A 20,831-nucleotide genomic window follows, 5' to 3' on the forward strand; every position below is an offset into this window, starting at 1 on the left:
GAGCCATGTTCCCTATTCGGCAGTCACACGAAAGGGCGGGGCACGGCCGGCAGCGGATGCGACGTATGCGTTGTAGCTTCCGAAACTCGCCATGATGGTCCCACAGATGACATCATTCCACAACGATAGACCCTCGAGGCCAAGGACAAACGGCGCAACGACAAGCCAGAGTCCGAGAATCGTTACGAACCCCGCGCCGTTCGCGCTAACAGGTCGTCGTCTGTTGGCTCTAGCATAGTTATAGCCAGCAACGAGGGCGATCGCGGTTCCGACAAGGACGTCATTCCAGCGACCTACCGCCGGCGCGCCGAAAACGAACGGGGCCGCGATCAGCCAACAGCCAAGCACACCGTTTCCGCCGGCGGTGAGTTTCGTCAGCATGTTCATACTCCAGTGCTCGTGTTCGACTTGATCAGGAGCAGTTAGCGCGTGTAACTACAAATCGTGGTGAACGAGAACCTCAGGCTGAGGCCATGTTTCGACAGGTCTCTGCGCACTTTCGAAGGACATCTGCACAGACCTGACAGTGCTCATCATCGTGCTGCTCACACTCGTCTGCACACTCCTCACACGCATCAGCAGTGATGGCAGCAATATCTGTTCGGTAACCAGAGTCGCGAGCCATGAATCGCGCATGCAGAGTGACTAAGTCTGCGACGTCCCGACAAAGTCGGAGGCACTCGGCCATCTCCTCGCCTTGGCCAGCACACTCATCAGCGCACCATTCACAGGCCTGAGCACACTCTAGGCAGCTGTCGATACACTCTTGCATCTCCTCATTCTCGCTCACGTGGTCAATCTCGGTTAGTGCCATTGCAGTCGAGTAGACAGTGTAGACCCATTTTGTTATCCATACCCCATGACAAATAGGCGAAATAGTGAGGGACGAAACTCTACGTGGGAACTGCAGTATGCATAATTGGTGAGGTCCTGGTAATAGTCTATTACCTCCCGTCTATATCATCTAGCCCAACTATTATTTTCCAACTGAATACGATATATAATAGTAATAATATAACACCATCATATTAGCCTTGAAGGATTCGTATGACGGTTAAATAGCAGGCTAGAGCTTGATGTGTAGAAGACATGGAGGTCACAGTATGCCTCATTCCATCGTTCATCTCCTTAGCATCCCCTTCATAATCGTTGCGAGTGCGGGTGCTGGGATATTCGCGCTCCTCTCATGGGGTATCTTCCGGAGGTCCCCCTTCGGGACGGCGATTGCCCTCCTTTCGTTTGGGATGATTATACTAACGGTCTATCACGTGATGCTATTCACCACTGAAGTAGAGCCACTAGTCCCTCATGTACTCCGAAGTGCAGTAAACACAATTATTGCAATTTTTATTGGCCTACTCATATTACGTCATCACCAACTCCAGAATAATCAAATGACAGGTGAAGAGCCATGGATGGAGTAGTTTCCTTCGTCTGGTATAATCTAGTGATCGGGATCATAGTCGCCATTGAACTCTGCTACTTTCTCTATCTTGAGACATCGGTAACGGCATACCGTCAATTCGTCCTCACCACCGTAGGTGGGTTAGTTCTCGCAGTGGTCGGGGGACCGATCACTGAATTGATGGCGCCATCTCTGGTCCACTTTGTCCATGGGATCGCTGCACTGTTGGTGATCCTCGGTCTCTACAATCCCGTAACAAATGATCTCCGGTCTGCAGAGTGGTCACAGGTACTACTGAGTGAACCGTCTCAAGTCCGCCATCCGGCCGAGTGGATGACACCAATGGACGACGAAATTCTCAATGTATTCTACAACACCAATTTGGTTCTAACGCCCTCGATTATCGCATTCAACATCGGTTTCAGTCAGAAGGAGGTCAACCGTCGTCTAACCGAATTAGAGGCACATGGGCTCGCCAAGAGGGTAGAACGAGGAAAATATAAGCTAACACAACACGGCGAGCAATACCTCTGTGGGCAACTCTATAGGTCCACCTCAAGGATAGACGAGGAGAGTGGAATTCCGTGATAGAACTATATACCCTATATGTATACCTTGTTTATATATATATATTAGAACATCATTTTTATAGATAGGTATACTAACCCGTAGCAAGAGCCACCGAGTGCACCAGTACTTGCTGCCGAAGTCGGGTTTCAAGATCATCCCTTCGGGTGAGTTCCGCGAACTCGTTGTATACGTTTGCCATTTGGAACTCGCGGATGCGCCTTCACGGTTATCCTAGTTCATCGATAGAACAAGAGCAAGTTCAGTCTAATTTTTAAGGAAATCAATTTATATGGCGTCGCTCCATCTCATAGCGGAGTTATCAGGTATAGTCGAGGAAGATACCCCTAGTTACTTCTCGTCTTGGGAGGGCCACTGCCGTGCATCGGAGTTCGCGAGACCAAGTAACACTCGTCGACGTTTGCTCAACTTATCAAAAGATGAGGCGAATTCATTATCAGACACAGTTGGGATACCTTTCTCGCGGAGGATATCTAGATTACGTGTAGAAGGAGTATGTGCAGCAGGTTCAACAAAGGTATGTTGAAGTGTTTCAAGGTAATTTTGGACGCCTGTACGTGCACTCTTAACGATGATTTTGTCAGGTTGATCTTGTTCTGGGACCCCAAACTGGAGAATGGTTAACATTTCGTCAAATATAATAATACTGATTACCGGTGCCTTATTATCCTGTTGGCTATGAAAATAATGAAGAACAGGGTATGCCTTATGGTTCGTCGTAAGGGTATTGAGCTGTGTTGTAAGCGTATTTAGCGGTAGTTCAAGTCCTCGAAATTTTTCTCCATCCCAGCTAGTTTGGATGATCTCTTCACTTGTTGTACCGAGTCCCCTTACATTGCTGGCAAACGAACGTTTTTGTGTGACAGCATCAAGAACTGAAAGCATATATGTAATGGCCAATGTGACGAAGAGTAGTCCACTGGCTGTCATAATTACCGTCAACATCTGCCACACCCCCTTTCGTGGAGCGAAATCACCAATTCCTAACGTAAATATCGTGTACCCAGTGAAATAGATCCGGTCATACCAAGAGATCGGTCCCCGATTAAGAGTATCAATGAGGGCACTCTCAGAACTAGCAAAAATAAGGGTCCATGCGCTCCAAAGAAGTATAATCCATACTATGAGACCAAGAGCGAGAATTAACGGTCCTGAGAGACTAAGTAGTCGGGAATTTCTTTTTCCAATTCTACGTAGAAGTCGCCACGTCCCCTCCATCACCAGTGATGTAATTGGACCTGCGCCTTCCGCAATCCAGAGCGTCGTCCATAGGAGATCTCCAGTAACACTAATAAGAAGGACAATACCAAGGACAAGATAAATCACATTCATTATTTCCCCATATTATATAAATTAGTAATCAACTGATGGCTATTATTGCTGTCAAAATCCATCTAAAGCGGTCCCCTTACTCCTTCTTTTGTCCTCAGCTATGATCACATGTCTGCTTTCAATATAATGGATTGGTAGGATCCATCCTTAGGACTGTATGAAAGACTAGATTATGAGCTACTCATAGGTAGTATTTCTTCCATTTCTATGTTAAATATGACAGGGGGTTGCAGAAATAGATGACCGCAGGTGATTAGCGGTTTAGGCGCTCATCATATTTCGACAGCTTTCAGCACAGTCCCGTAGCGCGTCCGCACACACCTGACAGTGTTCTGCGTCATGGCGCTCACATTCTTCGGCGCATTCCTCGCACGCACCGGCACAGGCTTCGGCAAGTTCTGCGCTGTAATTCGAATTTCGGGCCATGAAACGTGCATGCAAGCTGTCCCGTTTCGAGTATTTAAATCCGATGTCAGGCCGTCATGTTCGGCCTGATGACCGAAACGGTTCATACCCTGACACAGCGTTCTTCTGACCAGAATCTCAGCGGAGGGAGTTGTCAGTCAGCCACGACTGCAAGCGAATTTTACTCGCTGCTCGACGAAGTCGACAGCGAGTTCATCGCCGAGAAGTTCGATATCGGCACCTACACGAACAAGCACGACTTTGAGAACCATCTCAAGGTCGGCGTCTTCGAGGGCATCAATCCGTCTGACTCGCTCGCTGAACTTGCAGAGAAAACAGCCACACATGATCAGCTCGAGGAAATGGCTGCATCAACGTTCTCCCGGCGAACGAACGACCGCGACTACCGCGCGGTCGTTCGTCTCTTCTTCGAGCTACTCCATTCGCCCCAGCTGTATCACCAACGCAGTGTTCAGCGCAAGCGGCTCGAATGGCTCGATCGAGCAGTTGTCGCTCTCGACGGAACAAATCTCGCTCTCACCAGGTCGGTCGCTGTTCCAAGTGAACTGCATGACAGCGAAGCCATTGATGAGATTAAGCCAGGTGACCGTGGCCTCAAATTCAACTTCGCTGCACGTGTGGACGGACACGCCAAGCAGCCTCTTGGCGTGTCTGTCACAGCGGGCGAAACACGCGAACCAACTCAGTTCGACCATCTCCAAGGCGATGTCGAGGTCTTCGCAGACCTCGACTCGCCAATTCGCGTGTTCGACCGTGGCTATCTCGACTATGACCGTTTCTGTGCGCTGAAAGAGCGTGAAGAGGACTTCGTGTGTTTGTTGCAGTCAGATTCTCGGGTCGATGTCCTGGAGCGAATCCAGGACATTGACATCACTGACGAAGCAGGGACACGACACGTACGCGACGACTTGATTGAACTGGCCGAGACCAGCGAAACGTTTCGGCGGATCGTATTTGAAGACGTGGACGGAGAGGAGATAGCGTATCTAACGACGCTATCTCCGGAGAAGTACGATCCTGTGGACGTGATGAACATCTACACGCTTCGGACGTTAATCGAGATTCTGTTTCGTGAGCTAAAGCAGTATACGAACATCGAGAACTTCCATTCACAATCGGTAAACGGCGTGTTGTTCGAGTTGTTCTGTACGCTGATTGGTTACGTGCTGGTCGAGTGGTTCCGGCACTGCCACCCACTTCGGGGTGGCGTGCCGGAAGCAGTCCGTCTCATTCGTACACGCTGGAACAAGTCGCTTCCCGTGTACGGGTGAATCATCTGATAACGCCGTGAGAGCGCCGCCGCAGGAGCGGCGGCACTCTCCAGACAGGTGATTACCAGGCTATTGAGGCTGAGTCTGGACGATTGCGGCTGGTAGATTACGTCTTCATCCCTTTGAACTGCTTTGCGATCTGACAGACCATAGTCTCTTGCGTTGTTGCTTGCTCGGTAACCTTATCACGTCGAAACGGGACAGCATGCAAGGTGGTGAGATCGGCCACGTCCCGACAGAGTCGTAGACACTCGGCCATCTCCTCGCCTTGGCCAGCGCATTCGTCAGCACACCACTCGCACGCTTGAGCAGCTTCAAAACAGTTATCAATACACTCTGCCATCTCCTTATTCTCGCTCACGTGGTCAATTTGAGTTAGTGCCATCGAGTGTAGACAATGTGAGGTCATGGCATAAAACAGAGGCCAGAATACGCAACTTGGGTTAATACCATCAATATTTTTTCATATAATAATGAAGAGCGAGGTAGTCTATTGAATAATCTATCTCATAATTATATTTATAATAGTAATGTATATATAATATATACGTACTAAAAAATATATAAATTGGATATTACTAATATAGTATATAATGTAGAACGGATCTCAGTGTACTCGCGCTCATTCGGTTTTGATCTCACTGAGAGTAATGTCGATATTAGCCGATCTTTCAGCTGAGCGTGCCCAATTAAATCAGCTATGATATGACGGAGAACACAGAGGACCACGCTACTAGTTCAGCGCTCTTTTCTACTAGCCAAACATAAGTACTAGGCTAGTCTAAATCCAGTATGTGGAACACAGCATATCTGCTGCACTTGATACGAACTAGACGTAGCTGCACTGGTGGAGGCCATCTGACCGTACTAACACACTCACCGTTATACCGTAGCTATTCAGAATCATTGGAGGATACTGAATGACGATTGAAGAGCTGTTTGTTGAGCTGGTCGGAACAGACCCAGTGGTTCAGGGGCTCGCTGGTGGGCTTGTCATTGCATTTTTCAACTTCGTCGGCGCATCGGTCGTCCTCATCTGGCGAAACCCGACCGAAAAACGGCTTGACGCCGCGCTTGGATTCGCTGCCGGGGTCATGCTCTCAGCGAGTTTTACGAGCTTGCTTCTCCCCGGCATTGAGTTCGCGTCCGAACCAGGATACCGCGCGCTCCAACTCGGCGGCGTCGCGCTTGCAGGTGTCGTTCCCGTACTCGTCGGATTCTTCCTGGGCGTCGCAGTCCTCGATCGCGGTGAACGGTGGATCCAATACATCGGTCCCGTGATCAGTAGTCGACTTGTCCCCGATTCAGAAACGCAGACTGACGGCGGGGGGGATAGTCACGGGCACGCCCACTTCGCTGGATCGACAACCACTGAATCCGGTTCAGTGAACGCCCGTGTGATGTCCGTCCTGCTGTTTACGGTTGCCATCACGCTGCATAATATGCCGGAAGGACTCGCGGTCGGGGTCGGCTTCGGGAGCGGTGATGTTTCAGGGGGTATCGCGCTCATGCTCGCGATCGGGATTCAGAACATCCCGGAAGGACTCGCAGTCTCGGTCGCGGCAATTAACGCTGGTCTCGGCCGTCGCTGGTACGCGGCGGTCGCAGGCATTCGCGCTGGCCTCGTCGAGATCCCACTCGCGCTCTTCGGCGCGTGGGCCGTCACAGTTGCTGCTCCACTACTGCCGTACGCGATGGGGTTCGCTGCTGGCGGGATGCTCTACGTCATCGGCGACGAAATCATCCCTGCAACGCACTCACGCGGCTACGAACGAGTCGCAACACTCGGGCTGATGATCGGCGCGGCGCTCATGCTCACGCTCGACGTGGTGCTCGCATAGCCTTATAGCGGAAAGTTACTCCGTCTAATTTGTCTCATCACTACGCGTGCTCGGTCCGTTCAAGAAGCGTGTTCTGAGACAACTAAGCAAGAGGAGCTCAGCAGACCGCAAGCGATCGAATCCCTGCTGCCACTGTTCCTGCCTTGATCCACGTTCCGTCCCCGTCACAGCTGATGAGTCGGCCATCGTTCGTCCCCGCCAGCACACGCCCGTCGACGACAGTCCACGCGAGAACAACCTCAGCTAGTCCTCCGGGATAGGAGACGGTCTCAATCGTTTCGCCGGAATCCGTCGACTCCACCAGTATCGCATCAGCACCATCCTCTCCGCTCTACGTCCCTGGCGAACTTCGTGCCGCCGCTGCATACAATCGCCCATCAACTGCGTAAGCCTCGCGGGAGTACCGATGATTAAATTTGGTGTCGAAACGCGTCCACGATTGCCCGGCATCGCACGTTCGGTAGAGCCCGTCGGCACACGAGGCGACGTACTTGTCTCGCCTCAAGGATGAACACGTGATGGATGTCATCGTGAACGCCGTTGCGACGCTCGGTCCACATCTCGCCTTAATCCTCGCTCACATGGACACCGCCGACCTCAACGCCGGCAATCACGCGGTCGGGCGTATCCGGATGCACGCCAAGACTCCGCATGTGACTTCGTTGCACCGCGCTATGTGAGCGTTCTGCACCTAATTACGCTGTACTACTTTCTAGAAATAAATACACATCTGGTCGCATGAAAGCGATGCAATCAGCGTGTAAATCGTTTCAATGACTACTATAGAATCGTTGTTGTTTCTCGAAGTGAACAATCGGTCTGATGGAGGCGGACGGCGAACACTCTGACGGGCGGCGCCGTTAGCATATTCTCCTAAGATTCTTCTAAATTCAAGTCATTTCTATCGCTGAGTAGACCTATGAGAATCTTGACTGGTTAACTCAATTATCTCCTATCTATTAAATTATGATTATGGCATATTTGATAATCCTCGTGACATATACATAAATAACCATAACTAGCGCTAGTAACCTAAACAATGGTTGAAAAAGCAGGCTCGCTACTAATAACCCATGCTATCAAATATATGGCTGGAATCCATGACACAAAATGAAGATCAGTATGAAACAGTAGATGATAACCTGTTCCGCAGATCGGTTCTGAAGACAGGTATGCTCACTTCTAGTGGGCTTGCCCTAGGACTATCTGGAGCAACGCCTGTTAGCGCTGGGGAGGAGAGTACTGGAGCTAAGGACACTCAAGATCTGAATTTGGCAGATGTTTCTTATCTGCAATTATTGGCATATCATCATCGAAGTGCTATTCAAATGGGTGAAATGGCCCTTGAGCGGGTCGAGCATCAGGAATTACACGAATTCCTAGAAATGTCTATACAAAAGCAAACTGAAGGAATACAGAGAATAAAAGACATTCTCTCAGACGCTGGAATTGATCCCGGAGAGGCGCTAGACATTAACCTTGACGATATTCGAGTACTAGTCACGGCGATCCCAGGAGAACCAAAGCCAAATGAACTTGCATACCTAGAATCATTGGAGGGTGAAGAGTTTGATTTGCGGTTTTTGGAGGTTTTCCCTTACCATCACCATGGGGCAATTCAGATGTCAAAGGAAGTCATGAAAGAATGTGGATCCACTGAAGTTGAAAAACTAGCTAACAACACTATCGAAACACAATTAGAGGGTATTACTCAAATGTACCAATGGTATCTTGAATGGATCTGACTGCCATTAATTGGTAATCCCGAATATTTAACTCTCTAAGACACTGTCTAGTTTTGCACTTCCTCGACTGGTGTTTTTCGTCGAGAGCTTAATACGATTTTTGCTGATTGTAGTAATATACGAACTGTTCAAGCCACTCGCGGACGCTCGCCCGACTGCCCACCCATGAGTTATGGAAGCGGTCGACACGCATTTTGAGGGTGTGAAACCACTTTTCGATCTGTCCCATTTCGGGTATTAAATCCGACGTGGGTCCGTCAGACCGGAGTGATGAAAACACAAATCGAACGTCCGATCGAAAGCACCTCCCCGCCAACCGTCGGGGCTACCTTTTACTCGCTGCTCGGCGCAGTCGACATGAGTCCATCGCCGACGACTTCGAAATCGGCACTATACCGCCAAACACGACTTTGATAACCACCTCAAAGTTGCCATCTTCGAGGGAGTCGACCCATCCGATTCGCTTGACAAGCTCGCTGAGAAAACTGATACCCACGATCAGGTGGCGTTCATGGCTGGTTCTACCTTCTCTCGATTGACGAACAACCGCGACTACCGTGCGGTCGTTCGTCTCTTCTTCGAGCTGCTTCATTCATCGCAACTCTACCATCAACGCGGTGTCCAACGCAAACGCCTCGACTGGCTAGAGTGAGCCGTTGTGGCGACTGATGCTACGAATCTTCCGCTCACTTGATTGATCAATATCCCAAGCGAGAGCCATGAAATTGAGATTCTACGTGTGATTTAGCCGGGTGAGAATGGCCTTCACCTCAATCTAGCTGCACGTGTTGACGGCGACACCAAGCACCCGCTTGGCGTCACGGTCACGCCAGGCGTAATGTGGGAGCTAACACAGTTCGATCATCTTCAGAGCGATGTTGAGGTCTTTGCAGACCTCGACTCGCCAATTCACGCGTTCGACCGCGGCTACCTCGATTACGAGCGGTTCTGCTCACTCAAAGAGCGTGGCAAGGACTTCATCTGTCTGCTCCAGATGGACGCACGCGTCGACGTCTTGGGAACGTACTACAGTAAGAGTCTGAGCTTCGTTATGAGCTGAAAGTACTGGTTTGATATTAGTCCATTAGAAAGTACGTTGTACCATGACCGAGTCCACGGAGACGATTGAGATTGAGAACGTGGTTGCGTCGACGGGGATCGACCAGGAACTCAATCTCGAACAGTTAGGAGAGGATCTAGATAGTGTGAAATACGACCCCGAGCAATTCCCTGGACTCGTGTATCGGACTCAAGATCCGAACGCCACTGCCCTCATTTTCCGGTCGGGGAAAATTGTCTCTACCGGGGCCAATAGTGGAGAAGCTGTTCATGAGTCGCTGACCATCGTTTTCGCTGCGCTGCGAGAGCTCGGAATCGCAGTCACGGAATCAGCTACGATTGAGATTCAAAACATCGTCGGCAGTGTTGACTTCGGACATCAGCTTAACCTCAACGCAATCGCAATCGGGCTTGGCCTCGAAAGTGTCGAGTACGAACCGGAACAATTCCCTGGTCTGGTGTATCGACTCGAGGAACCGTCGGCTGTTGCGTTGCTCTTCGGGAGTGGAAAAGCCGTGATCACTGGAGCAAAAAGAATCGAGGATATCACACAGACAACGGAGGCCGTTGAAGCGCGACTCACGGATCTCGGCTTGTTCGGGTAACAGTAAATAATAGCATGGTTTCTCTAGAAGAACTCGTGAAACTCGGGGTAAGTACAGGCCAACGACTTACCGACTGATACGAATGACGGACAGCTTGAAATCGTCGAATTCCCGTATCACGTCAAGAAACTCGTTCGGATCAACTGGCTTTTCCATGACTGCATCTTCATCCGCATCGTGGTCGAGGTCGCGCGATTTGATGAGGTCTTCGTCCATTCCAGACAGAACGATGACGGGAACGTCGTCCAGTTCGGGATGATGTTTGATTTCGTGCAAGACATCTTCCCCATCCACGCGCGGTAAGTTGAGGTCTAATAGGACGATATCCGGACGAGGGGCGTCCTCATATTTGTCTTGACGGTGAATAAAGTCCAGTGCGGCTTGGCCATCGGTCATGGTATGGAGCTGGTTGTTGATCTGGCCGTCACTGAAGGCCTCTTCGAGAAGACGTACATCCCCCGGATTGTCTTCAATTAGTAATATTTGCGCCTCATTTGTGGGTGAAGGGCAGCGTTCCATAACCAATCATATTAGTGTGAAGGTATAAGTGTCTCGGCTGGTAGGGGATATATCCGTATCTCTAGTGATCAGTCGTTACATATCAAAATGAGACCTTTTCATCAGAGCAAATAGAATATCACAGATACTTCTCTTCCCATTCTCGACGCTGTTCAATCATATTGAGTCGTAACCGATTTCATTCGCCATATTCATTCGTCTGCCCGGTAAATATAAATATTTTGACGTACCGAAACGCTATTGCTACGTTGAAGGGTTACTGTCGGGATTGACCAACTCGACCTACGAGCCTTACAGCCCGAAGTTGAGGACGATGAACATCAACACGGTCACAAACATGAACGCCACCTTGTCCTCTGGTGATTCGAGACTGTTCTTAACCCAATCACCGACCAATTCGATGTTTCTTCGGGGGTATCGCGATTGTCCATACTCGTACTTTAGCTAATTCACGGGATAACTCAACCCTGCCAAATAGTCTTTATTACGTATCATTCTCGAACCCGCTCAAGCACAGCCCCAGCCGTCTCGTCCCCAACTCCATACACGTCCTCCAACCGGCCCCGGTCCCCGGGCACGGCCTCTGAATAGTGTCACTCACCTTCTCCTCACAACCCTGCATCGGACGGCCCAATAACTTTCCTTGTTACCGTCCCACATTATGTTGATCTGCCATTGACGCGTTACTGGCACACCAGGCAGATCACGCAGTGAACCGTGCGCCAACCAATCCCCCGAGACCCTTGGGCTGAACCCTCGGCTGTCTACGACCTATACAGGGGGCAAACGCAGCCGTCACTCTCACTGCGTTTGTCCTTTCGAGAACCAGGATGAAAAACGTATCATGCAGGTAGTGACAGCGCTGTTCTGACGACGGCTATCCGTCCCGAACCCTATCCAATACAGCCCTAGCCGTCTCGTCCCCAACTCCATACACGCTCTCCAGTCGCGTCCGTTCGCTCCCTCGAAGCTCGCCCAGACTGTCGAACTCCCGGGCAATCGCCTTCGAGGTCGCCGGCCCGTCCCTGTACTCGACAGGCCAAGCGTTATCCGATTCCTCGGTACAGTATCACACGGTCTGCCCGAAAAACCGATGACTGGGACTTCACGGGCAGATCATGCCGTGACCGACTCGGCGCTCGCCAGTGGCGGTGAGTGCTCGCATTGAACCACTGAACCTAACCATCCGATTGCCTGTTCAAGCCAGGGACAAGCGCATTCACCTCGGTATACGTTTGTCCCATTCCCTGTAGTCGTGAAAAGTCCCAGCGGGATGATCCAGCGATCGGCCCCTCGTCTAAGGGCAGTTGTCGCCATCTTAGTCCCCTTCACCGGGGACAGCCTCCCTCGTACTCGTGTACTCCCTCACGATTACCTTCGAGGACAGCTCCATACAATTCCGATGACGAATGACGATACTACTGATGTCCAAAGTTAATGAACGCAGTACAGCTAGACAGCCAGTTACGCCGGATCAGTCGCGAACATTCGCGAGCCCTGCGGATGTCTCGACTTATCACGCTCGTAGACCAGCCGCTCAGAACTGACATTGTGGCCGCCCGCGACACAGGGCCACGTCAACCACGCCATCCCCTACTCTATCCTTGATATAGATCAGCGAGCTGCGCCCCTCAAGTCGTTCGAGTGGCGCTTTACTATAGCCACTTCGGAGGGTGTCATAGAACAGTTACCATACCAGAGAGCAAGGTGAACGCTGAGGTGGATGTGTTCAGCGCCCCTGCAAAATACTCCTTCGGTAGAGACGTTCTTCAATATCGTGGAGACAGAGACGCTAGCGTTGTTTGAGTATCTCTCCTTCGAGTTTCTTGAAGAGTTCGACGTGTTCGCCCCGGCGAAGACGGGGCGAACACGAGACCACAAACCATCCGAGATGATGCGTGGCTTCATTCATTGCTACTACCGCAACATCTATGGAATTCGTCCCGTCGAACGAGAGCTTCGAAACACGGTCGTCTGGCTCAGCTGTGGCTTCGATCGACCGCCGTCGAGAGACGCGGTCGATCGCTTTCTCACTGATCTTGGACACGTCGTTGACGAGATCTTTGACCATCTCGTCGAGCAGGCCGCCTACCGCGGCCTGCTCGACCTAACCTACTGCATCGATTCGACCGACGTGAGAACGATGCCCGCCGATCAAGATGCGTCGAAATGCTACGATCCAACCGCTGAAGAATACTACTACGGTTATGGCTGTACGATCGTCTCGACCGGACAAAAGATCCCTATCGCCGCGGAATTCACCAAGAGCAAACAAGCGCCAGAAGAGACGGCGATGCGCGTCACACGTGACGCGCTCGCCGTCGAACAGCCAATCTGGATGATCTGCCGTGTTGAATAGATGCTGAGTCATGGTTAGAGCGACTCACACAGCGGTTCAATGTTGATGAGGGCGAACATCAAGACGATCTCACGGAACTGTCGATACCAGCGAAGCGCTCGCACGGCATCGCCGAGCGAGCGCTTCGTTGTTGAGTATGAGGTTTCAGCCATCCAGCGCTGAGAGTAGCCTTTTGCCCGGATGAGTGCGTTATGTCCTACCGTGAGCGGTCTCGATCCACGCTGTAAAATGAGTGGATCGACACCGAGCGCGTAGAACTCATATTTTGTGACCCAGTTGTGGAACGCTTTGTCCGCCGCGACGGACAGCAGGTCGTCCGCGTTCCGGCGGACGACCTGCGGCCCGGTCTTCGTATCGTGTTTCCACCGGGCCGAGATATGGACGTCAAGAATAGCAAGGGACTCCCTGTCGGTTAATGTCGTCACTTTCAGCGTTTGAACGGTACTTCCCGACCGCTGGCGGTAGTACGATGAGGCTGAACGACGGTCGAAGAACGTGCTGTCGAGTGCTGCGTGGCCAGACTGCGGGTGTTGCTGCGCGGAAACGCGCAGCAACGCCCGCCATACCCACATTTTCAGCCGGTCGAACGACTTGTAGATCGTCGTGTACTCCGGCAGATCGTCCCGATCTAGGCCGAGTATATCACGAATCTCAGTCATGTACTCCAGTCGATTCGGCGTTTCGCGGTAGCTATGGCCCTCTTCGAGCCGAAAACAGTGCAGTACGACATGGACCCAGCGGGCGAACCCGCCGCTGGCGGGCTCGCCCGCGTGCTTCCCCAACGCTTGTTTGGCTAGGTGGCGACACTGCTCAACGAAGTCGAGGAGATCGACTTCCATGGACAGAGTTGATTTCTTCGACTTCACCTTTCTAACCCGCGATATCAACCGATTAGATCGCTATTCAACACGGCAGTTTCTGCAGTAATCAGGAGGGTGACGCTGTTCCAGCGACAGAAACATATCTATTACGAGTGGTTCAAGGACGGTCCACTCGAGCGCGGTGCAGACAAATCTACAAAGCAGGTCACTGTTGCTGTTCGGCAGTGTGTTTGTCGCTGCAATGGATGCTATCTGACGGTCGGGATAGCACACATAATCAGAACTGTTCCTCGGGGGATTTCCTGTGGTGAGGAGTCCTACGATGATTTTCCACTTTTATGTTCACTTGAGTACGATAGTCATTGAGTTAAAATCTCGCACACAGACTCCACTTTCTAAACGCTCACTTCGCATACGTAGTTGCCGTTCAGTACAGAGCAAGGAGTTGCCGCTGCGGTTGGATCGCAAGGAATGCACCCGCGAGCGACCACCGGGAGCGAGCGGCCTTTTTAGCATAGATTTTTGCGCCGAGCGGTTCCGAGCGAAGCGAGGAATCCCGAGGCGCAAAAAGGTACGTCTGCAAGTGTAGTGAATGAATAGTTCGATTCAGATCGAGTGAAAAGAACGACATGCGGATCGTTCTATGACACCCACTAATGACGACAATTGACCCTGAAACGCTTCGGGAACAATTAGAGAACGGAGAGGATGTGTGCGTGGTTGATATTCGGCCAGAAGAGGACTATGAGGGGGACTATATCGAAGGAGTACAAATCGCCCAATTCGAGAGGCTCTCCTTTCGGGAGATGTCGGCACCGCAATTGCTGAGTTGGATGACCTGCCAGACGATGAAGAACTCGTCACGGTCTGTGACACGGGTGTTGCCTCGACAGAGACAGCACGGCTGCTCAAGATCAAGGCCGAGACGCAAATGCCCTTGATGGTGGTTTAAACGCATGGAAATGTGAACAGAAATAACCGATAAGTTTGCACTTGTAATGAGTAAATTGCTGTCTTTTGCTTCTAGACAAACGATTGCTCTATACTGCGCTTCGCGCTTCTTTCCCAGGGAAGTCATAAGCAAGCGATTGGTTTGTAGGAAACTATCTTCCGAACCTCTGGCCGGTCGCACAGGAAATTTCGTATATCTATATACAGTTTATGCATATTTCGGGAGTTTCAACCAAGATTCTGTGTTGTCTGGTTGTCCAGACCAGACAACCGTACACCACAAACACTAAGAGAGCTAACTGTATTGCTCTATCCACCGAAACCCATGCCCTTAGAATCGCCACCAGACGCAGCGAACGGCCTTCTTCGCCGCTCCAGCGCCACCCAGCGGGGGAAATATAAATGACGCCGAAGAACGTATCCAAGAATATGAGCAACGAGACCGCGCACGAGACGCTGCCGGCTGATGCCCACTCCAATGCAGCGACGGCGTTCGTCGACCGCGCGCGGTCCCAGCACGGCGACGAGATTGTCGAGCTATACGTTTTCGGCTCGACCGTTCGCGGCGAAGCCCACGGACGCGCGAGCGACGTCGACGTCCTCATCGTCCTCCCGGACGGTCCCGACCGAGACGCTATCGCCGACTCCCTCCGCGACATCGCGTACGACGTGATGCTCGAGTATGGGCCGCTCGTTGAACTCCACATTCTGGACGAGCCGACGTTCGAGCGCCACCGGCAAGAGGGGAACCCGTTCGTTCGGAACGTCCTCAACGAGGGACGCTCGTATGCCTAACGACGAGGCGCCCAGTGAATCCGCGGTCGAAGATCAACTCCGACAAGCACGCCAGGCGCTCTCGGATGCCGAAGGAGCACGGAACGCGGAACTCTCCGACGCGGTCGTCATCAACCGGCTGTACTACGCCTGCTTCCACGCTGCACAAGCTGCCCTCTACGACCGAGGGCACGACCCCACGACTCATGGCGGCGTTCTCACCCTATTCGGGTCCGAAATCGTCACTGAGGGCGACGCATCGCGCACGGACGGCCGCTTCCTAAACGACCTTGGGGAACTCCGCCAGCAGGCCGACTACGGCTACGGAACTATCGACGAAAACGTCGATGCGCTCCACTCGCGAACCCAGCAACTCGTCTCCGATATGGAAGCCCTCTGCACCTTGTCCGACTAACGATGCCGAACTACGCCCGCTTCAACGGCCTCGACGACTTCGAGACGTACTACCGCGAGGAAATCGCGCCCGCGCTCCGCGCCGATCCGGACGACAACACCGATCCCAATAGTGAGACTCCCACGTACGCGTGGCTCAAGCGCAACTTCTCGGGGTTCGTCGAACGCCTCCGTCGCGACCACGGCCTCTCCCCCGGCGACTTCTACGACGCCGTCGGCCTCCCGCCGAATCCCGACGACACGGACGATGCATGGGGAATCTGCCACGAACCAACTATTCGAGGACTCGAAGACTATCTCGAAGAACTCGAGCGCGACCGCGGTCGGGCCGAGACCACGGTCGGCCCCCGGCGCTCCAGACTGAAAACCTATGTCACCACCTACTATGAGGTCAACGAGACGGGTGACCTCCTCACGCCGCTGCTGGACGAGACTGCGAAGCCGGACGAGATCGCGCGCGTCCGGGACACGTTCCGTATCCTTGACGAGGAGCTGGGCACACTTGTCTCGAAAAAGAAGTACGTCTCGGCAGTGAAGAACTGGTATACGTTCCTCGAAGAGATGGGGCGCGGGATCTACAACCCCGCCGAGAACCTCCTGAATCGCTTCGGGTGGGACGAAGATCCACTCTACGACCATCCCGCCCTTGCCCGTGAGGACCTCGCGGCGCTGCTCGACGCCGGCGACGACGACGAGCGCTACCTCCTGCTCGCGCTCGCCGGGTGGGGACTCCGGCCCGTGGAGGCGTGTGAACTCCACGTGAACCAGCTGGTGTTCGACCCCAACGACGGCGACATCCCCTACATTGAGTTCGAGGCCGGGCAGCGAAAAAACGCTCGCCGTACCCGGAATACGGTCGAACTCCTAGTCGGCGTCGACGCCATCCGTGACCGCATCGATGTCCTCGGCGACAATGACGACTGGACGGGCTATCTTCTTCCCGGGCAGTCGATCGGGAGCCCCATATCGACGGAGACAGCGCGGCGGTGGTTCCGCGACCTCGGAGAGCGTGCTGGCGTCCAGATTGCCGGCGGCCACCCGCTCCCGAAGATGGGACGACGCACGTGGTATCGACTCTACCGCCAGCAGCGCCCGAACATCGAGGCTGGAACAGCGGCCGTCGCAGCCGCGCAGGGAAGCCGTGACGCGTCAGTGTCCGAGCGGAACTATCTTGACGAGCGTACCCGCCGACAGGCCCGCACTGATGCAATGCGTGACCTGGTGCAGGGCGAACTCGCGGACATCTTCGACGAACGCTTCTAACTGTTCCCTCTAAAACTCTGGATCCATCACAACGTCTAACTCTCACCGAATTCTGGGGGCAACTGAATTAGAGAGAGGGAACATGACACATAATCGGTTATTTTGTCCGCATTACTTACATAATCACAAGCATATCTAAATACCCCTAGTTCGGTGAAATACGTACGTTATAGGTCGTGAGACGGCAGAATACCATGAAATGGACTATGTGACACTATATTAATCCCTGGCCCTGGGAATTGAGACTGCACCCGCTATAGAGAGGCCAGAATGCGTGGTTTCGAAGGGTTAGTCAGTCGCGGCAGCCTCAAAGATGTCCCCGATCGGGAGTTCGTATTCGAAATTCTACCGTAACTACGTTCACTCGAATTTCAAGAGAGTGCTGTAGCTGGTCATCGCGGCTCCTGATCGGTTACGGGACCGACGTCAACCGATTCCAGTCTGCTTCTTCAACAGCGTGAGCGTGTTATCTGCAGTCACCATCAGTGACTGATCGTATTCACCAGTCAGGTCAACTTGCATGGGCAAATCAACCGCTCGCCAGACCGAATACAGCAAGCACGCAAACGCGAAGTAAAAGAACCGTAGCACGAAGTTCTTCGATGTCGTCGCGGCCATGAACTGTTTCACGCTCTTGTAGCCACTCTCAATCTCCCAGCAGTACCCGTACTCCTCGAGGAAACTACCACCCCGGTTCGATATGAACACCGAGTACTGCCGATAGTCGGTGTGTTCAGAATCTTCTTTCCGCCGATAGATGAGCGTGGTCTCGTGCCACTCGTCGTTGCCGAGATGGAGTTTACGGTCATTCTCGTAACGGTCTCTCCCCTACTCGAACAACCGTTTCGCTTACGCCTTCTCGCTGGTGTGCATCCGCTTGGGAACGACGTAAGAGAGTCCTCGCTGACTAATCTCCTCCAGGATGTGCTGACTGTCGAACTCCCGATCCATCACACGTTATCGACATGAACGAGGTCCTCTGCCGAGTCCAGCAAGTCCTCGACGATCTCCAAGCGGCTGTCGCCTTTTCGAACTGGCCTCGCGTCAAGGATGAGCGGCACGGCGTTTCCGACCAGCTGAATCGTCGCCCACTGGTATGCGGACTCGTCGGTCTTCTCCTTCGTTCCGATGATCTCGTCCTTGTGACCCGTGCGGTCACTTGTGAACGGATCTGCTTCGGTCGTGTCAATCTCGACGATTCCTGCCCGGTGGAATGCATCTGATTCCGACGTCCGGTTGATCAAGCGCTGAATCGCCGCCTGGTACATCTCGCGGATTTCATCGACCGAGAGATCTCGAATATGCTCCCGATGGGTGTGGCCGAGTGGAGTCCGTTCGCGTCGGGACTCGTGAACGAAGCTCCGTGCACCCTCATTCGCAGCGAGACCGTCACGTAATCCAAGATAGGTCTGCAAATCCCAGAAGGCGTTCTCGTGAATCTCACAGCTGGCGCCACGGTCGAACGAGAATGCAGGATAGGCAATTCGACCGACATGGTCACTAATCTCCTCGGCTCGATCAAGTACCGTCTGTTCGCCAATCGTTGACTCTTGCTCTGTCTCGGAGCGTGATAGTGTGTTCAACGGTTCTCGCGGGATTGAAACACCTGTTGATCTACCTGGATCAGGATCGTCCTCGTGCCCTTTTCGACGGTATCTCTGAGATCAGCGGTGAATCGGCGGTGCCAGCTCCGCCACAGAGTCGACTGATCGGGCACAGAGTCGAGCCCGAGTTTCCGACACAGTGACGTGTGCTGTTGGAGATACTCGACGAGGGCTATTTCGTGGTTCCAGTTGTAGAGTTCTTTAAGCAAAAACACCCGGAAGAGCAGAGATATCTAATATCGCGTTGCACTGGAATACCGGTCGTGAGGCCGGAAATCGACGTACAACAGTGGGTAATTACAAACGGACTTCTCAACCGACTCGTGGGCATCGTGGTTAAACCAGGCGGCAGCAACAGTTTGGGTATCTGCTTTGAGTCCATTAAGCGAACTCTGGTCGTACAGCGGTGTCGAGTCATAGACGGGCCACTCGGAGTAGGTCGTCTGTGCGATGGTCCGAAAGACAGTGCGTTGAGATGCGTGCATCGACGTCATCAGGTATCCTGATCGCTAGTGCGGGTGCGTGTATCACGCTGCTGTGCCAGCACCGAACAGCGTCGAATACAGAAGCCATACGTTCAACACGACAATGAGGCCGATAACGATCGCGAGTGCATAGGTTGTCTTGGTTCGGTTCGTGAAACTCCCCATGATGTCCTCCTGGTAGGTGAACCAGAGCAGGGGGATGAGCACGAAGGGGAGTTCGAAGCTCAGCGCGACCTGTGAGGCGACGAGGACACTCGTCGGGTCGAACCCTGCGAGTACCACTGCAAGACTTGGGACCAGGGTCACCGAGCGGCGGATCCAGACGTTCACGTTGAGATCAAGAAAGCCGTCCATGACAGTTTGGCCAGCCATGGTCGCGACCAGTGATGATGACAGCCCGGCGGCAATGAGCGCGATGCCGAATGCGAGGCTCGAATTCGCCCCGAAGACCGTTTGAAGAGTAACGTATGCCTCGGTGAGTGTTTCAATACCTGTGCCCTGCAACGATGCAGCGGCCACGACGAGCATGGCAACATTCACGAACATCGCGCCAAACAGTGCGAGCGTCGTGTCGATGCTTTCTAGCTGGAAGTGGCGCCGATGAATACTTACCGAATCGCCGTTCTCCTCGACGAGCTGTGTGCGGCGATCCTGGACAAGTTTCGGGTGGAGATAAACGCTGTGGGGCATGACCGTTGCACCGAGAATCCCGATTGCAATGAACAGCGCTGTCTGATTCGGGATGGACGGCGTCAGCCCGGCAGCGATCTGGCCGGCGGTCGGTTGCGCAAGGACCATCTCGAAGACGAACGCGAGCGAGATCACCCCGACGAGTGCCATGATCATGAACTCGACCCAGCGAAATCCGCGCCGATAGGCAGTCCGAACGCCGAGCAAGGCGAATGAACTGATGCCGGCGAGCATGGCCCCAGCCGCCAGCGGGAGCTGGAAGATGAGACTGAATCCGATCGCAGCCCCGATGATCTCGGCCATATCAGTGGCGATCATTGCGAGTTCGGCGGCGGCCCAGAGCGGCCAGACGAGAGGTTTGGGCAACCGTTCTCGACAGAGCTGTGCGACGCCCTTGCCCGTCGCAATGCCGAGTTTGGCAGCGATGATCTGGATGCCGATAGCCATCAGGCTCGCGAGGACGATCACCCAGAGTAGGGCCGTCCCGAACTTCGCGCCGCCGGAGATGTTCGTGGCCCAGTTCCCGGGATCCATATACGCGACGCTAATGAGAAAGCCCGGCCCAAGATAATACAGGAGTTCCCGTAGTGATGGGCGGCCGGTTGAATTCTCAGTTTTGTCTGATTCAGTCCGCGCCATTTCTCTGGCGGAGGTTTAGACATTACTAATGAAATATCTG

17 protein-coding genes and 6 pseudogenes are annotated in these 20,831 nt (G+C 53.0%); 11 read left to right on the plus strand and 12 right to left on the minus strand.

Translation table 11 applies throughout. From position 1 onward, the window contains the following. Positions 1-12 precede the first annotated feature (12 nt). A complete protein-coding gene (locus HYG81_RS46030) occupies positions 13-387 on the minus strand; it encodes an SPW repeat domain-containing protein (RefSeq protein ID WP_425607594.1) in 375 nt (124 codons plus the stop codon). A 73-nt stretch (positions 388-460) separates the two neighbouring features. Next, positions 461-814, minus strand: coding sequence for a four-helix bundle copper-binding protein (locus HYG81_RS44465; protein WP_226778841.1), 354 nt, complete (start codon positions 812-814; stop codon positions 461-463). Between the two features lie 597 nt (positions 815-1,411). Between HYG81_RS44465 and HYG81_RS44470 the strand changes: the two genes are divergently transcribed. Then, complete coding sequence (locus HYG81_RS44470; RefSeq protein ID WP_226778842.1) at positions 1,412-1,993, plus strand: ArsR family transcriptional regulator; 582 nt, start codon at positions 1,412-1,414, stop codon at positions 1,991-1,993. Positions 1,994-2,323: 330 nt separating this feature from the next. Here the strand turns inward: HYG81_RS44470 and HYG81_RS44475 are convergent, their stop codons facing one another. Both HYG81_RS44475 and HYG81_RS44480 read right to left on the minus strand, forming a co-directional pair. After that, positions 2,324-3,325: a potassium channel family protein gene (locus HYG81_RS44475; RefSeq protein ID WP_226778843.1), complete on the minus strand. Its 1,002-nt coding sequence runs from the start codon at positions 3,323-3,325 to the stop codon at positions 2,324-2,326. 261 nt (positions 3,326-3,586) lie between these two features. Beyond that, positions 3,587-3,769: pseudogene (locus tag HYG81_RS44480) on the minus strand (four-helix bundle copper-binding protein); the annotation flags it as partial. A 50-nt stretch (positions 3,770-3,819) separates the two neighbouring features. Here HYG81_RS44480 and HYG81_RS44485 point away from each other — a divergent pair. Next, a complete protein-coding gene (locus HYG81_RS44485; RefSeq protein ID WP_226778844.1) occupies positions 3,820-5,022 on the plus strand; it encodes an IS4 family transposase in 1,203 nt (400 codons plus the stop codon). A 106-nt stretch (positions 5,023-5,128) separates the two neighbouring features. Here the strand turns inward: HYG81_RS44485 and HYG81_RS44490 are convergent, their stop codons facing one another. After that, a complete protein-coding gene (locus HYG81_RS44490) occupies positions 5,129-5,407 on the minus strand; it encodes a four-helix bundle copper-binding protein (protein ID WP_486641991.1) in 279 nt (92 codons plus the stop codon). A 535-nt stretch (positions 5,408-5,942) separates the two neighbouring features. On the opposite strand from HYG81_RS44490, the gene HYG81_RS44495 reads away from it, so the two are divergent. Beyond that, positions 5,943-6,863: a ZIP family metal transporter gene (locus HYG81_RS44495; RefSeq protein ID WP_226778845.1), complete on the plus strand. Its 921-nt coding sequence runs from the start codon at positions 5,943-5,945 to the stop codon at positions 6,861-6,863. Positions 6,864-7,381: 518 nt separating this feature from the next. After that, a complete protein-coding gene (locus HYG81_RS44500; protein WP_226778846.1) occupies positions 7,382-7,543 on the plus strand; it encodes a hypothetical protein in 162 nt (53 codons plus the stop codon). 103 nt (positions 7,544-7,646) lie between these two features. Here HYG81_RS44500 and HYG81_RS44505 read toward each other — a convergent pair. Continuing rightward, positions 7,647-7,784, minus strand: a pseudogene (locus HYG81_RS44505) (IS6 family transposase); the annotation flags it as partial. 179 nt (positions 7,785-7,963) lie between these two features. Here HYG81_RS44505 and HYG81_RS44510 point away from each other — a divergent pair. Next, a complete protein-coding gene (locus HYG81_RS44510; RefSeq protein ID WP_226778847.1) occupies positions 7,964-8,608 on the plus strand; it encodes a DUF305 domain-containing protein in 645 nt (214 codons plus the stop codon). Between the two features lie 47 nt (positions 8,609-8,655). Here the strand turns inward: HYG81_RS44510 and HYG81_RS44515 are convergent. Beyond that, positions 8,656-8,828 (minus strand): annotated as a pseudogene (locus tag HYG81_RS44515) (IS6 family transposase); the annotation flags it as partial. A 618-nt stretch (positions 8,829-9,446) separates the two neighbouring features. Between HYG81_RS44515 and HYG81_RS46035 the strand changes: the two are divergent. Both HYG81_RS46035 and HYG81_RS44525 read left to right on the plus strand, forming a co-directional pair. Further along, complete coding sequence (locus tag HYG81_RS46035; protein WP_425607595.1) at positions 9,447-9,668, plus strand: hypothetical protein; 222 nt, start codon at positions 9,447-9,449, stop codon at positions 9,666-9,668. Positions 9,669-9,711: 43 nt separating this feature from the next. After that, positions 9,712-10,272 (plus strand): TATA-box-binding protein, encoded by a 561-nt coding sequence (locus HYG81_RS44525; protein WP_226778848.1) that lies wholly within the window; start codon positions 9,712-9,714, stop codon positions 10,270-10,272. 66 nt (positions 10,273-10,338) lie between these two features. Here the strand turns inward: HYG81_RS44525 and HYG81_RS44530 are convergent, their stop codons facing one another. Together HYG81_RS44530 and HYG81_RS44535 are read right to left on the minus strand one after the other, a co-directional pair. Next, on the minus strand, positions 10,339-10,791 hold the full coding sequence (locus tag HYG81_RS44530) for a response regulator (protein ID WP_226778849.1): 453 nt from the start codon (positions 10,789-10,791) through the stop codon (positions 10,339-10,341). A gap of 877 nt (positions 10,792-11,668) precedes the next feature. Further along, a pseudogene (locus HYG81_RS44535) lies at positions 11,669-11,800 on the minus strand (helix-hairpin-helix domain-containing protein); the annotation flags it as partial. Between the two features lie 714 nt (positions 11,801-12,514). On the opposite strand from HYG81_RS44535, the pseudogene HYG81_RS44540 reads away from it, so the two are divergent. After that, positions 12,515-13,135: pseudogene (locus HYG81_RS44540) on the plus strand (transposase); the annotation flags it as partial. A gap of 29 nt (positions 13,136-13,164) precedes the next feature. Here HYG81_RS44540 and HYG81_RS44545 read toward each other — a convergent pair. Further along, complete coding sequence (locus HYG81_RS44545) at positions 13,165-13,989, minus strand: IS5 family transposase (RefSeq protein WP_226778850.1); 825 nt, start codon at positions 13,987-13,989, stop codon at positions 13,165-13,167. Between the two features lie 1,362 nt (positions 13,990-15,351). On the opposite strand from HYG81_RS44545, the gene HYG81_RS44550 reads away from it, so the two are divergent. From HYG81_RS44550 to HYG81_RS44560, 3 genes are read left to right on the plus strand one after another with little or no spacing between them, the layout of a single operon-like run. After that, positions 15,352-15,717 carry a nucleotidyltransferase domain-containing protein gene (locus HYG81_RS44550; protein WP_226778851.1) on the plus strand — a complete coding sequence of 122 codons (366 nt, stop codon included), beginning with the start codon at positions 15,352-15,354 and terminating at the stop codon, positions 15,715-15,717. Beyond that, complete coding sequence (locus tag HYG81_RS44555) at positions 15,710-16,111, plus strand: HEPN domain-containing protein (RefSeq protein WP_226778852.1); 402 nt, start codon at positions 15,710-15,712, stop codon at positions 16,109-16,111. Before HYG81_RS44550 ends, HYG81_RS44555 begins: the two co-directional genes overlap by 8 nt. A 2-nt stretch (positions 16,112-16,113) precedes the next feature. Beyond that, on the plus strand, positions 16,114-17,373 hold the full coding sequence (locus HYG81_RS44560) for a tyrosine-type recombinase/integrase (RefSeq protein ID WP_226778853.1): 1,260 nt from the start codon (positions 16,114-16,116) through the stop codon (positions 17,371-17,373). Positions 17,374-17,799: 426 nt separating this feature from the next. Here HYG81_RS44560 and HYG81_RS44565 read toward each other — a convergent pair. Both HYG81_RS44565 and HYG81_RS44570 read right to left on the minus strand, forming a co-directional pair. Further along, a pseudogene (locus HYG81_RS44565) lies at positions 17,800-19,471 on the minus strand (transposase). Between the two features lie 33 nt (positions 19,472-19,504). Next, a complete protein-coding gene (locus HYG81_RS44570) occupies positions 19,505-20,791 on the minus strand; it encodes an Nramp family divalent metal transporter (protein WP_226778854.1) in 1,287 nt (428 codons plus the stop codon). Positions 20,792-20,831 lie beyond the last annotated feature (40 nt).

This window comes from Natrinema zhouii (genome assembly GCF_013456555.2).
In the GTDB taxonomy this organism is placed as follows: domain Archaea; phylum Halobacteriota; class Halobacteria; order Halobacteriales; family Natrialbaceae; genus Natrinema; species Natrinema zhouii.

What these genes read in the sequence shown, in the direction of transcription:
- HYG81_RS44570 (WP_226778854.1), bottom strand. Translation starts at nt 20,791, where the DNA reads ATGGCGCGGACTGAATCAGACAAAACTGAGAATTCAACCGGCCGCCCA.
- HYG81_RS44495 (WP_226778845.1), top strand. Translation starts at nt 5,943, where the DNA reads ATGACGATTGAAGAGCTGTTTGTTGAGCTGGTCGGAACAGACCCAGTG.
- HYG81_RS44475 (WP_226778843.1), bottom strand. Translation starts at nt 3,325, where the DNA reads ATGAATGTGATTTATCTTGTCCTTGGTATTGTCCTTCTTATTAGTGTT.
- HYG81_RS44555 (WP_226778852.1), top strand. Translation starts at nt 15,710, where the DNA reads ATGCCTAACGACGAGGCGCCCAGTGAATCCGCGGTCGAAGATCAACTC.
- HYG81_RS44530 (WP_226778849.1), bottom strand. Translation starts at nt 10,791, where the DNA reads ATGGAACGCTGCCCTTCACCCACAAATGAGGCGCAAATATTACTAATT.
- HYG81_RS44545 (WP_226778850.1), bottom strand. Translation starts at nt 13,989, where the DNA reads ATGGAAGTCGATCTCCTCGACTTCGTTGAGCAGTGTCGCCACCTAGCC.
- HYG81_RS44490 (WP_486641991.1), bottom strand. Translation starts at nt 5,407, where the DNA reads ATGGCACTAACTCAAATTGACCACGTGAGCGAGAATAAGGAGATGGCA.
- HYG81_RS46035 (WP_425607595.1), top strand. Translation starts at nt 9,447, where the DNA reads ATGTGGGAGCTAACACAGTTCGATCATCTTCAGAGCGATGTTGAGGTC.
- HYG81_RS44550 (WP_226778851.1), top strand. Translation starts at nt 15,352, where the DNA reads ATGAGCAACGAGACCGCGCACGAGACGCTGCCGGCTGATGCCCACTCC.
- HYG81_RS44510 (WP_226778847.1), top strand. Translation starts at nt 7,964, where the DNA reads ATGACACAAAATGAAGATCAGTATGAAACAGTAGATGATAACCTGTTC.
- HYG81_RS44525 (WP_226778848.1), top strand. Translation starts at nt 9,712, where the DNA reads ATGACCGAGTCCACGGAGACGATTGAGATTGAGAACGTGGTTGCGTCG.
- HYG81_RS46030 (WP_425607594.1), bottom strand. Translation starts at nt 387, where the DNA reads ATGAACATGCTGACGAAACTCACCGCCGGCGGAAACGGTGTGCTTGGC.
- HYG81_RS44485 (WP_226778844.1), top strand. Translation starts at nt 3,820, where the DNA reads ATGACCGAAACGGTTCATACCCTGACACAGCGTTCTTCTGACCAGAAT.
- HYG81_RS44560 (WP_226778853.1), top strand. Translation starts at nt 16,114, where the DNA reads ATGCCGAACTACGCCCGCTTCAACGGCCTCGACGACTTCGAGACGTAC.
- HYG81_RS44470 (WP_226778842.1), top strand. Translation starts at nt 1,412, where the DNA reads ATGGATGGAGTAGTTTCCTTCGTCTGGTATAATCTAGTGATCGGGATC.
- HYG81_RS44465 (WP_226778841.1), bottom strand. Translation starts at nt 814, where the DNA reads ATGGCACTAACCGAGATTGACCACGTGAGCGAGAATGAGGAGATGCAA.
- HYG81_RS44500 (WP_226778846.1), top strand. Translation starts at nt 7,382, where the DNA reads ATGGATGTCATCGTGAACGCCGTTGCGACGCTCGGTCCACATCTCGCC.